Below are 12,791 nucleotides of genomic sequence, written 5' to 3'. Positions count from 1 at the left end.
GCTGCCGTTCGGGGTGGCCCAGGGGGTGGGCGAAAGGGCTGGCTCGTGAGGAAGATCAATATAGACGATTCATTTTGTCGGTCAACCACAATATATTGTGGAAAGCCGCTGTAAAAGCGGTTGACGCTTTGAGGGTCTCGAAAACGCTTGAACCAACGAAAGAAGATCGAGTCGACCCGCTCATCCCCGAGGATCGAGCCGCCACACCTCCTCGGCGAGCGCGGTCAATCCGCGTCGGCGAAAATTGGGCGAGTCGTCGAGCACATCGAAGCTCGCCAGTTCAGTGATCGCGTAGCGGTCGGCGAAAAGCTGTTCGACCTCCGCGCGATGGACCGAAAAGGGCGGCCCCGCCATCTGGCTCTGGTCGTAATCCAACGTGATCAGCAGACTCGGGGCCGCGCTCGGCACCAGGGCCTTGAAGTGCGCCGCGTACTGGGGACGCAGTTCGAGCGGCAGGGCGATCAGCGAGGCGCGATCATAGACCGCGCCGACCTCCCGCAAGTGGTCCGTGTTCAGGTCGAAGAAATCGCCGCACAGCAGGGTGATCTCGTCGGCGCGATAGCGACGCAGCGGCCCCGCCTCGGTTATTTCGGGAACGAGTCCGGCCTCCGCGAAAAATTCCTCCACCGCGCGTCGACTGATCTCGACTCCGATCACCCGGTGTCCCTGGCTCGCCAGCCAGAGCAGATCCAGGGTCTTGCCGCACAGCGGGACGAAGACCTGGAGCGTCGACGGCAGACCGAGCCGGGGCCAGAATTCGCGCAGATGCAGGTTGATCTCGGGCAGATGCCAGCCGGTTTCGCCGCGCTGCCAGCGTTCGAGCCAGAATTCCGGTTGCATGCGAGGTTTCTCCAGTGAAACGGCGTTGAGCGATTTACGGGAAAGCGAATACCAATCCCAGAGGGACGCGACGTCTGACCACTTCCAAGATCGATGGATTGTCCGATGCAGAATTACTCGGGCGCGCGCACCCGCAGAAAACTCGCGAAGCGCGGGATTCCTTTCTCCGTATAGCCCAGATATTTGTAGGTCACCAGACTGCCAAGCGGTGGCGGTGCGCGCCGCTCGGCATCCGTGAAACCGGTCCCGAGACGAAAGCGCAGACCATTGGCATCCTCCACCAGAAGCGCGCCCAGCATCCCCGCGTATTTACCCTGGCCGGGCAGATGTTCGATCACCCGGGCCTCGGCATCCTGATAAGGCTTGACCTTGAGCAGGTCATCCGTGCGCCCCGCCCGATAGTCCGCGCCATCGCGGTGCAGCATGAGCCCCTCGCCGCCGGCCTGGACGACCGCATCCAGCCGCGCCATCAGGTCCGCGTGGTTCGCGATCCGAACTTGCTCGACGGGGACCAGAGAGGGATTGGCCGAGTCGGCGAGCACCTGTTGCAACCGCTGGAGCCGCTGACCGAATGGCGCATCGAGATCCGGCAGATCGAAGACCATGAAGCGGATCTCCCGCCAGTCATCCGGCGCGGGCTCCAGTCGCCGCACCGTGCCCGACAGACGCTCGAAGGTTCCGCGTCCCATCCAGAGTTCGCCATCCAGGGGGATCGCGGGAAATCCCGCCGTGAACCACTCGGGCGACTGGATCGGATGCCCGCCACGGCTGATCAGGCGCGCGCCATCCCAGTAAGCGCGCACGCCGTCGAGCTTCTCGCTGACCCAATACGCCGATAGATCGACGCCTTCGGTGTAGACGTTCGCCAGCATCAGGGCCGGTTTGGTCGTCGGGACAGGCTGGCTGGGCAGTGCGACGACATCCCGAGCGAATCCAGGCGGCGCGGCCAGACAGAGGAACAGGAGCCACCGGGAGGTGAGGCGGAAGGGGAACCTCGGCATGGTCGCGTATCCGTTCGGCGGTTTCAGGAGAAGCAGAAGCATAACCCCCCTCTATCAACGCATCAAAAACTACAATGTAAATTTCAAGTGTCCTGCCATAGCCGCGAGCATCGGTGGGGGGTATCTTAGCGAATTCCGATATTCGGGCGTTCGCACGCACCGGATGACCTGAACGACACAGACTTTCTCCGTGCCTCACCGCTGCGTCGTTCGCCCTACGCCATATCCGCGAAGACGGAGGAAAGTCCATGACGGCAGTCGTCGCAACCAATGAGACCATTCTGGTGGTCGGTGGTGGCATCAGCGGCATGACCGCTGCGCTGGAAGCCGCCGAGACCGGGAAACGGGTCGTGCTGGTTGAAAAGCGTCCCTATCTGGGTGGCCGCGTCACCCAGCTCTATAAATATTTCCCGAAACTCTGTTTCCCCACCTGCGGCCTGGAAATCAATCAGCGCCGCGCCAAGATGAACCCGAATCTCACCATCCTGACACTGGCCGAGGTGACGGGGCTCACGGGCCGCGAGGGCGACTACACCGCGACCGTCAAGCTCTCCCCGCGCTATGTCAACGAACGCTGCACCGCCTGCGGCGACTGCGGCACGGCCGTCGAGGCCGAGTTCGACGACGACTACAACTATGGTCTCGGCAAGCGCAAGGGCGCCTATCTGCCCTACCGCATGGCGCATCCGGCGCGTTACGTGCTCGATCCCGCCATCATCGGCACCCCCGACGCGGACAAGGCCAAAGCCGCCTGCCAATACGGCGCCATCGATCTGGAGATGCGCGAGGAGACCGTGGAATTCCGCTGCGGCGCGGTGATCTGGGCGACCGGCTGGAAGCCTTACGATGCGGCCAAGATCCAGCCCTACGGCTATGACCGGATCGCCAACGTCATCACCAGCGTCGAGTTCGAGCGACTCGCCGACCCCAACGGCCCGACCGGCGGGAAGCTCGTCCGTCCGTCCGACGGCCGCGAGGCGAAAAAGGTCGCCTTCATCCAGTGTGCCGGCTCGCGCGATCGCAACCATCTGCTGCACTGCTCGCGTATCTGCTGCATGGCCTCGCTCAAGCAGGCGACCTATGTCGCCGATGCCTTCGCCGATGACGCCGAGATCAATCTCTATTACATCGACCTGCGCGCCATCGACCGCTTCGAGGACTTTTACAACAAGGTCCGCGCCAACCGGAACATCCGGTTCATCAAGTCCAAGCCGGCCTCGATCGTCGCCGACAAGGACGGCAACCCGGTGGTCCACGGCGTCGACACCGAAGGCTACAACCGCTTCGCCGAGCCGCACGATCTGGTGGTGCTCGCCATCGGCATGGAGCCGTCGGTGGACCAGGATGCCTTCCCGGTGTCGATCGTCATCAACCGCGAGGGCTTCATCGAGGCCGCGCCCGAGAACGGCGGCGTCTTCGCGGCCGGTTGCGCCTCGGACGCGCTCGACGTGAACCGGGCCGCGCAACATGCTACCGGCGCCGCGCTGCGCGCCATCCAGGTCGTCAACCGCGTCGCCAGAGCGGAGGTCTAACATGGCAGTCGAGAAGAAATTGGCCGGTTATCTCTGCACCGGCTGCGGCATCGGCGAGCGTCTGGATACCAGTCAGCTCATGAATATCGCCACCCGCGAAGGAAAGTTTCCGAGCGTCAAGCAGCATGCCATGCTGTGCTCGCCCGAGGGCGTCAAGCTGATCCAGGACGACATCGACGCGGGCGAGGCGACCCATCTGATGATCGCCGGCTGTTCGCGTCGTTCCAAGGTCGAAGCCTTCAGTTTCAGGAATGTCGCCATCTCGCGCGCCAATCTGCGCGAGGGTGTCATCTGGACGCGTCCGGACACGCCAGAAAATGCGGAGACCACGCAGGAGATGGCGGACGACTACATCCGCATGGCCTGCGCCGAAGTTAAGTTCATGACCGTGCCGACACCCTCCGGCGAGCAGGAACTCAATAAGAACATCCTGGTGGTCGGCGGCGGCGTGACCGGCATGACGGCGGCGCTGGAAACGGCGGCGGCCGGCTATCCGGTCCATCTGGTCTGCGACGAGGACGTGCTTGGCGGGGTCTGGAAGGATCTCTACAAGCGCGTACCCTTCCGCGCCGCCGCGTCCGATGTGCCGAACGGACGCGATGTCGACCTGCCGGGGCCGGAAGATCCCGGTATCGCGGATATGATCGAGCGCGTTTTGGCCAACGAACGCATCACGGTCCATCTCAATGCCAAGCTCTCCAAGACCTCCGGCGCGCCGGGGCGCTTCTCCGCCGACATCGACCGTTCATCCGGCCCGACGGTCACCGAGAACTTCGGCGCCATCGTCCAGGCCAGCGATTTCAAGCCCTACAACGCGAACAAGCTGCCCGAATTCGCCTATGGCAAAACGCCGGACGTGCTCACCAATTTCGAGCTGGAACGTCTGGCCAAGGCCGCCAACGGCGGTCCGCTCAAACGCCCGTCCGATGGCAAGGTGGTCGAATCGGTCGCCTTCATCCAGTGCGCCGGTCAGCGTTCGGACAAGGAAGGTCATCTGCCCTATTGCTCCGGCTTTTGCTGTACCGAGTCGATCAAGCAGGCGATGTACTTCCGGGAGCAGAATCCCGATTGCGACACCACCATTCTGTTCGACGATCTGCGTACCCCCGGCGCGGCGGGCGAGGATTTCTACCGCTGCGGCCAGCAGGCGATGGTCACCTTCACCAAGGGCAAGGCCAGCGCGGTGGCGCAGAACGGCAAGGGGCTCAAGGTTAAGTTCAAGGATCTGATCCTCAACGAAGACACCGAGATGGACTGCGATCTGGTGGTACTCGCCACCGGTCAGGTGCCCAATAACGGCCCCGATCCCTACGCCCAGCTTGCCGTCGACGAGGCCGAGAGCGAGGAGGAAAAGGAAGCCGCGCGCCAGAAACTGGCCGTCGCCCCTCCGTCGATCCTGAATCTGGACTACCGCCAGGGCACCGACCTGCCGCAGCTCAAGCACGGCTTCCTCGACAGTCATTTCATCTGCTTCCCCTACGAGACGCGGCGCACCGGCATCTATGCCGCCGGCCCGGTGCGGCGTCCGATGGACATGAAACAGGCGATGGAAGACGCGGTCGGCGCCGCCATGAAGGCGATCCAGGCCGCCGAAAGCGCCGCCCAGGGCGCCGCCGTCCATCCGCGCGTGGGCGATCTCAGCTATCCGAGCTTCCGCAAGGAAGGCTGTACTCAGTGCAAACGCTGCACGGTGGAATGTCCCTTCGGCGCCATCAACGAGGATGAGCAACGCTATCCGGTGTTCAACGAATCGCGCTGCCGGCGTTGCGGCACCTGCATGGGCGCCTGTCCGGTGCGGGTCATCTCCTTCGAGAACTACTCCATCGATACCGTCAACCAGCAGATCAAGGCGGTCGACATCCCCGACGAGTTCTCCGAGAAGCCGCGCATCCTCTGTCTCGCCTGCGAGAACGACGCCTATCCGGCGCTCGACATGGCCGCCCAGGCAGGGATCGAGACCACACCCTTTGTGCGGGTGGTGCCGGTGCGCTGTCTCGGCTCGGTCAGCCTCTCCTGGATCACCGACTCGCTTAACTCCGGCTACGACGGCATCGTGCTCATGGGCTGCCGGCGCGACGAGGACTATCAATGCCACTTCGTGCGCGGCTCGGCGATCGCGGCGGAACGCCTCAGCAAGGTCGGCGACACCCTCACCCAGCTCAACCTGGAGCCCGAGCGCGTCGTCGTTCACGAGGTCGCCATTACCGATTTGGAACGCGCGCCACGCTTATTGAATGAGATGGCGGAAATGATCGGTAAGATCGGCATGAGTCCGTTCAAATTCTAAATCGCGACCGGCGCGACCGGCGCGGCCTGTGTCTTGACTGAACCTCGGGAGCGCAAAACGCCGTGTCAGGGTTGCGATTTAGAAGCGTCAATTTATTAATCGATTTAAATCGCGTCTCCACCGATGGCCGTGAGTGGCGATGAGTCCAAGATCACTCGAACCCCGACCTGTCGGGCGGGACGCGATTTAACCGGAGAACCTTTCCATGGGCGACCTGAATACCGCAATGATCGAGAAGTATCGCAACCGCTTCTTGAAGGAGGTCGAGGCGAACGTCGAAGAGGGCGAGTGGGTCAAGATGTGCATGCAGTGCGGCGTCTGTTCCGGCTCCTGCCCGCTCGGCAAGTTCTGGGAGCACCCGCCGCAGGAAATCTTCATGATGATCCGCGCCGGCAAACGCGACGAGGTGCTGTCCTCCGAATCGGTCTGGATGTGCACTTCCTGCTACAACTGCATCGTGCGCTGCCCGCGCGAGCTGCCGATCACCCACATCATGCACGGCCTGGCCCACTACGCCAAACGGCTCGGACTGGTTCCGAAGAACCAGCCCACCGCCAAGTTCGCCCAGATGTTCTGGGACAACCTCATGGTCAAAGGCCGCGTCAACGAGCTAAAACTGGGGCTGAATCTCTACTTCATGAACGGCATCGGCGACGGCGTCAAGGTCGCGCTCAAGAACCAGAAGATCGGCATGGGCATGCTGAAGAGCAAACGCATGAATCCCCTGGAAGCCGTGGGCGGGCATGCCGTCAAGGATCTAAAAGGCTTCCACGCGGTGCTGAAAAAAGCCCAGGAACTCGAAGACAAACGCCTCGCCGAACACGGCGCCTGAGTTGGAGAATCGTCCCATGGCCAAGCGTCAATACTCGTTCTATCCCGGCTGCTCCTCGCAAAAGGGCGCGTCCTCCTCCAACTATCTGATCTCGGTCCAGACCATGTGCGAAGAGCTGGATGTCCAGCTCAACGAGATCCCCGACTGGAACTGCTGCGCCGCCTCCATCGGCTATGCCGGCGGCGGCGAGTTGCCGCGTCTCACCCTCTCGGCGCGTAACCTCGCCCTGAGCGAACAGCACAACCCCGGCCAGGATGTCGTCGCCACCTGCGCCGCCTGCTGGCTCTCCACCCGCGAGGCTCAGGAGCGGCTGCACGAGGACCAGTCCTTACTGGCCGAGGCCAACACCGCGCTCGCCGAGGCCGGGCTTAAACTCACCAAGGAGATGCCGATCAAGCACATGGCCGAGGTGCTGATCGAGGACATCGGCTATGCGGAACTGGGCAGCAAGGTCAAGCGCCCGCTTGACGGTATCAAGATCGCCGGCTACGTCGGCTGCCAGACCAACCGCCCTTTCGGCATCGCCGGCGAGTCCTTTGAGAATCCCAAGTATCTCGACCAACTGGTCGAGACCCTGGGCGGCGACTCGATCCCCGACTATGAGAAAAAGGTCCAATGCTGCGGCGGCGCGCTCGCCTTCTCCGAACCGGAGAAATCGCAGGAGATGGTCAAGGGCATCATCGAGGCGGCCTACGATCACGGCGCCGATCTGATCGTCACCCCCTGCCCAGTGTGCCAGATGAACGTCGAGGTCTATCAGGATCAGATCAACCAGACCTACGGGACTCAGTTCAAGATGCCGGTGGTGTATTACTCGACCCTGATGGCGGTCGCCTATGGGCGCTCGGCCAAGGATGCGGCGCTCAATGGGCAGGTGATTCCGGCCAAGAAACTGGAGGCGATTGCGGGGAAGTAGCCGCCCACGATCAAATAGTGTACAAACAATGCCCGCCTCGGCGGGCTTTGTTTTGTCCGCCGCCCGAAAATGAGCTTCGAATTCGAGCGCCAATTTCGCTGGACGTCGATGAACAAGGGCTTCAATATCGTTCTGAGTAGGTTCGGGGAGCATTCCAGCAGACGCAACCATCCCGCCTAGGTTTTGCTGGCCGCACACCAAAAACGAAAGGACGCGATTCTTGTGAAACCGATATTTCCTCATGACTTATCAGATCTACGCGATTCGGCAATACCAACGGTGCTGTTTTGTGGTGCGGGTCTTTCAGTCGGGAGCGTCCCTGGCGCGGCCGTGCTTTATAGAGACTGCCACCAGGGTGCGGAAGACAGGCTTGGTCTTTCCGGTCTTATCGATCACGGGAGATTCCAGACGATCGATGCCGCCTCGCGCCTGTACGCCTGGGCGGACGCAGTGCTGGATGCGCTGGAACAACGCGGTGACTCTCTGCCTAAGCTGAGGCTGGCGCGCGCACTGGGGCTGCTTGATGATCCGAAGTGGTGGGGTCTGGCCGAGATCGACTTTCGCGGCAACTCGCCCCGTCACAGGGTCATCGCGCGTTTCGCGAAGGAGGGATTGTGGCGTTCACTGTGGTCTTTCAACTGGGATTGCATTCTCGAAAATACGCTGGAGCAGATCGGTCTGCCGAAGAGGCGGCCAGCATTCGAGACGCCTTGGGAAAAGGATCACTACGCCATCCATCTGCACTCTGTTTATTTTCCCGCGACCATCCATCCTCGCGGTCTTGTGGTGCATAAACCCCATGGCTGCGTTCGCGCTTTGCGTGTGGCCGATATTGCGGAACGAGATGGCGATCTGGACAAGGCTGAAGCCTTGAGCTATCGACTCATGATTGGAGAGCGAGAGCTGAAAGACCGGTCAGCGGACACAAAAGCTATCAAAGAGGATGGACTCTTTGCCAGCCAGCTCGGCAGTGCGGTCCCCGCAACTCTGAATATGATCCTCGGGTGGAGTCTGGGTGAAGAAAGCTTGATGAAGCAGCTTGAAGTCTGCGTCAACTATATGGGAACACGCATTGCCATTTTAGATCCGACCTTCAGCGGCGGCCATGAACGGCTACGGCTTTGCCTGCCCGCCGCGGTCGATCAGTCGCAAGTTCATTTCAAGCTGGACTTTTTAGACTGTCCGAACCGGGACGATATCTTTCTCTGGCAACAATCACTCTATACGCTCGAACGGCTCGAATGCGTAAACGGCGGCACGGCGCTTCTTGATCGAAACGGAAACCACTGGAGGTCAACGGTTGCGGAATGCCCAAGGGAGACTTTCTTTTGCGCCTGGGCTGACGAGTTTCTGCCCGTCTGGACTCGGCTCTGCTGGAGCGCCGGTCTGGTGGAGGCAGAAAAGATGCGAAGTCATCGCATCGACTTGGAGCGCAGGGATGAGCACATTCCCTTGGGATACAATCATGTGGCTCGCCCAGACCTACAGGCCGCGATCACGATGCTCGAAAGAATCCCGGGATTGGGCCGCGACATCAACGTGAAGGATTGGCCTGGCGGTCTGTTTTATGAGCCGAATCAAACGCTCGTTGTACCGCTGCCATGTTGGGGCGACATCAATGAGCTGCGGGCGCTGAGACCCTTGGTCGATGCCTTACGACGTCAGTTAGGCTATGTTCAACGGCTCGCGGTCTGGCCGCTCGACAAGACCGCGACCTGTTCGGATGACAAGCGTTCGCAACACCTGGTCGAACGCTTGGCGGCACTGATGCCGGTACCGGAGTTTGCGGATCCGGGAAACATACGCATCATCCACAGCATGGAGGAAGTGTCTCATGCGAGCCATTGAAGCCGCCCGCGCGTTTCTGATCGATCGCTATCGCGAGCTCGTGGATCCTGCATTCGATTTTGGCGTGGAGGATTCTTTTCACCGCCCGAGTTGGCGCTGGGTGAATGAAGATCTGGATCCAAGCGACACCGATGACGACGACGCCTTGTTGCTGGACCCTGACGTCGGTGTCGCCCTGTTCTTGCTGAATTTTCGAGGACAGGCCGAGGAACGGCGGACCAACCTGCGCGCGCAGGTCGCTCGTGGAGTGGGATTGCGATCACGGCTGCTACCTCGGCGGCTACCTGATTCGCAGAGCGACAAACACGGTGGTTGGCGCGTGGTGATCCATTGGTTCGTCGATCGGCGGAATGTCGCGATCTGGCGTCAACAGGTATCGGATCTACGAAGAGATACGGCACACCTCGACGAACTGCCGGTCGATGCCATCGTGGCCAGGAACAGCGGATGGCCCGAGGCCATTCGGCAACACGGTTTTCCACGTTTGCTGCTCAAAACCCGCCGGGTGCTGCACATCACCACGGCGGAGGAACTCCTCGAATGGTCCAGCGCCGATGCTCAGGTCGCTCGGGCGCTGACTGGATTCGGACGCTCGTTCCCTGGAGATCTTGAGCGCACGCTGGCCGGTAAGATCGAGGAGATATCCAGAAAGAAATCCACTTCCACGTCGTCACCCCTCAAAGACCAAGCCGCCGAGCCCTTTCAACTCACCAGCTTGTCGATCCGAGCGTTCCGAAACCTGCGCGAGCTGGATCTGCACCTTGATCCCAGCGCTCCCGTTCGTTGCGCCGTCTATCATGGTCCGAACGGCACCGGGAAATCCAACCTGTTCGAGGCATTGGAACTGGCGCTGCGGGGCACATCCCAGCGAGCACACGACTTCCTTGCGGACAATGACGTGACCACGACCAAGCGGGCCAAGGAGTACCTGGAACTCTATCTGAGGACCATCGGTGAGCCACGGACCGACCCGAAGCTGCGAATCAATGGCGACGAGGTCTCGCTGGCGCTTGATCGCACCGATGCCTCACCCTTGTCGGGAAACCTCCTTTCCCAGGACGACACCCATCGGTTCGTCGAGATGCCGGCCCGCGACTTGGCCGCCGAGCTACTTGGTGATTACTCGGCGTTAGCCGAAGAGTTGTTGGGATTCACCGAAAACGCGTCTAACCAGGCCAAGGCCGAGTTCAAGGCCATGCTGGCGAACTTGCAGCTGGACCGACCTGGGGGGATCACGAAACCCGAAACGGCAAGGCGCAAAGTAGCGGAGCGTGAGCTGCGCGAGGCGGTGCATATCCCAGCCGATGTGCTTGGGCGTTTACGATCCACCGAACTGTCTTGGAGCAGGACAACCGCGTCCGCCATGCGCCTGGCCGATGGACTCCAACCGGACGATGGTCGCCTGCAATCACTCGCCAAAGAATTGTCGAAGACGGCGACTTGCGATGACTCGGCGGCCGGTCTGCTACGAGATTTCTTGATGCCCGCCTGGAAGGCAAGAGCTGAGGTGGATGCCTTTCTCGCCCGGCTTGCGGACATGCGCAAGCATTGGCCAGAGCATCTGGCGCGCCAAGTGGATATCTGGGGTACTTGGCTTGTCCAGCGGCGCGCCGTTCAGCCGACTCAGGATCCCGCGACCTTGGCATCGCTCGAAGCTCAGCGCCAGGCGCTAACGCAAACCCTTTCGGACCTGACTCGGCGAGGTCAATCGCACAAGGAGCGGGAAGCCCATTTTATCGGCGTCCAGTCTTTCATCGAGGGCATCTGGATCAGAGCGGGAGACGACCGCTGTCCGACCTGCGATACATCGTTGCGCGATCGCGGCGGACTTCTGGCGACGGTTGCCGCCGTGCGCGAGGAGAACGCACAGACGTTGAGCGCGCTGAGGCAGGAGTATTCCAAGGTTCAACAACGCCTGAAAGACCTGGACCAACGCTTTGTCATCTTGGGGGGCGGCGCGTGTCCACTCACCGAGTCAGAACAAGAGGCTGTCCGCAACGCGCTTGCCATTCACCTGCCGGACGGGGGCAGTCTCGACCAGTTGTTATCGGACTCAACCGAACGAGGCCGCTGTACGGCCTGGATACAGATGGTTCGCGCACTCTCGGCCGCTGCGCCACTCGCCGGAGACGCCGAACAGTTCGAGACGAGAATCGGAGCGCTGATGGAACGCCTGAATCGACGCTACCGCGATATGGCGTTAGGTTTTCAGCGCCCAGAGGCATGGCGCGCTGTCTCCAAAGCGTTGAAAGACCGTCTTACCGGGGTCGTCGAGCGCCACTTGCCGGAAACGCTTGCGGGGTTGTGGCTGGAGATCGCCTTTAATCTGACGCCCGCGCCCTGGCAGATCCGCGGCGACTTGAACCTTGCGGTTGAGAGTCGACGAGGCAAACAGGAAGCGAGGATTCGACTGACGGACAGCGAGACCAGTGGAGACTTCCGTTTAGCCCGATACGTCCTGAATCGCGCCGAAGTACGCGCACTGGGCCTGGCGTGGTTCTTGGTGCGCTACCTGACTCAAGGACGCTTCGCGCATGCGTTGTTGGTCATGGACGATCCCGCGCTGGATATGGATCAAACGACCTTTCGCGATCTATGCCGACTCCTGGAGTCCTTGCTGCGCCTCCATCGCGTGCATGAAATACCGCTGACGATCCTCTTGCTTCTACACCAGGACGAACGGGCGCTAGACGCCGCGCGAGCGACGGAGGGCGTGTTGCATCGACTGGTTTGGAGGGGTGATGCCTCAGTGGCTCGCTCGGTCAAGCTGTATAGCGAGGAATATCGGCATCCAACCCCAGAGTCGCTCTTCGCGGACGCGCGCGATCGGCGAAGCGAGATTGTAAACAGCGATCGGCAGGCATAATCGTGAATGGCTCTCTGATTCGCCCTAGTCGCGATCCTGCGGCTGGGCACAAATCACAGCTTGTGGTTGCTGGGTGTTTGGCGAAGGATTCAAGAGGCTCGCGCGACTTCATCGCGACCGGGCCAGGATCGGCCGTTGGCGTTCAACTCGTCCCAGACCGCAGGGGCAATCTCGATTTGGCCGATGCATCCAGTTTGCGCCATTCCTTGAGCGCCTCTGGATGAAAGGCGAGTTCATAGCTCATCCAACGACATCTTCAGTGGCGCCTGTCCGTCGGCGATGCGGGCATCGGCCAGCGCATTGAGTTCCAGATCCTCCAGCCGATCCATCAGTGCCTCATAGGCTTGAGCCGGCACACAGTAAAACGCCGGCTCGTTGCGGTTGAGGATGGCGACGGGAAAGCCCTCGCCGGCCGCCACGGTACCCATGGGATTCCGCTTCAATTCGGACACGCTAGCGGTCACCTCCGCGAGGATGATATGCGCCATGACGCTCTCCAATCGATTAAGAGCCCTCAGAATAGCATCCGTAACCAGTCTTTGTTCAATGTGATCCCGCACGAGACCCGCCACGCCGACATCATCCATGCCCCGGCCCGGTGCGTGTCATCTCCTTCGAGAACGACGCCTTGGAGGCATTGCAGTTCTCCTGCGGGGAAGTCAATCGGCT

9 protein-coding genes are annotated in these 12,791 nt (G+C 61.3%); 6 read left to right on the top strand and 3 right to left on the bottom strand.

Going from position 1 to position 12,791, the window contains the following annotated elements; genetic code table 11:
- Positions 1–180: 180 nt before the first annotated feature.
- A complete protein-coding gene (locus THIVI_RS15095) occupies positions 181–840 on the bottom strand; it encodes a thiopurine S-methyltransferase (RefSeq protein ID WP_014779407.1) in 660 nt (219 codons plus the stop codon).
- A 113-nt stretch (positions 841–953) separates the two neighbouring features.
- Complete coding sequence (locus THIVI_RS15090; RefSeq protein ID WP_157174476.1) at positions 954–1,841, bottom strand: DNA ligase; 888 nt, start codon at positions 1,839–1,841, stop codon at positions 954–956.
- A gap of 248 nt (positions 1,842–2,089) precedes the next feature.
- On the opposite strand from THIVI_RS15090, the gene THIVI_RS15085 reads away from it, so the two are divergent.
- The 6 genes from THIVI_RS15085 (at position 2,090) to THIVI_RS15060 (ending at position 12,122) form a co-directional block, all read left to right on the top strand.
- Positions 2,090–3,373, top strand: a complete 1,284-nt coding sequence (locus tag THIVI_RS15085; RefSeq protein ID WP_014779405.1) for a CoB--CoM heterodisulfide reductase iron-sulfur subunit A family protein — start codon at positions 2,090–2,092, stop codon at positions 3,371–3,373.
- Position 3,374: 1 nt separating this feature from the next.
- Positions 3,375–5,660 carry a hydrogenase iron-sulfur subunit gene (locus THIVI_RS15080; protein ID WP_014779404.1) on the top strand — a complete coding sequence of 762 codons (2,286 nt, stop codon included), beginning with the start codon at positions 3,375–3,377 and terminating at the stop codon, positions 5,658–5,660.
- Positions 5,661–5,865: 205 nt separating this feature from the next.
- Positions 5,866–6,492, top strand: a complete 627-nt coding sequence (locus THIVI_RS15075; protein WP_014779403.1) for a 4Fe-4S dicluster domain-containing protein — start codon at positions 5,866–5,868, stop codon at positions 6,490–6,492.
- A 16-nt stretch (positions 6,493–6,508) separates the two neighbouring features.
- Entirely contained in the window at positions 6,509–7,408 is a 900-nt protein-coding gene (locus tag THIVI_RS15070; protein ID WP_014779402.1) for a CoB--CoM heterodisulfide reductase iron-sulfur subunit B family protein, read from the top strand.
- 330 nt (positions 7,409–7,738) lie between these two features.
- Entirely contained in the window at positions 7,739–9,256 is a 1,518-nt protein-coding gene (locus tag THIVI_RS15065; protein WP_157174475.1) for a hypothetical protein, read from the top strand.
- A complete protein-coding gene (locus THIVI_RS15060) occupies positions 9,243–12,122 on the top strand; it encodes an AAA family ATPase (protein WP_014779400.1) in 2,880 nt (959 codons plus the stop codon). Before THIVI_RS15065 ends, THIVI_RS15060 begins: the two co-directional genes overlap by 14 nt.
- Before the next feature lie 233 nt (positions 12,123–12,355).
- Here THIVI_RS15060 and THIVI_RS15055 read toward each other — a convergent pair whose 3' ends face one another.
- A complete protein-coding gene (locus THIVI_RS15055) occupies positions 12,356–12,610 on the bottom strand; it encodes a type II toxin-antitoxin system Phd/YefM family antitoxin (protein ID WP_014779399.1) in 255 nt (84 codons plus the stop codon).
- Positions 12,611–12,791: the final 181 nt, after the last annotated feature.

The sequence above is a fragment of the Thiocystis violascens DSM 198 genome (assembly GCF_000227745.2).
In the GTDB taxonomy this organism is placed as follows: Bacteria; Pseudomonadota; Gammaproteobacteria; order Chromatiales; family Chromatiaceae; genus Chromatium; species Chromatium violascens.
This window is presented reverse-complemented; position numbering and strand designations above follow the sequence as displayed.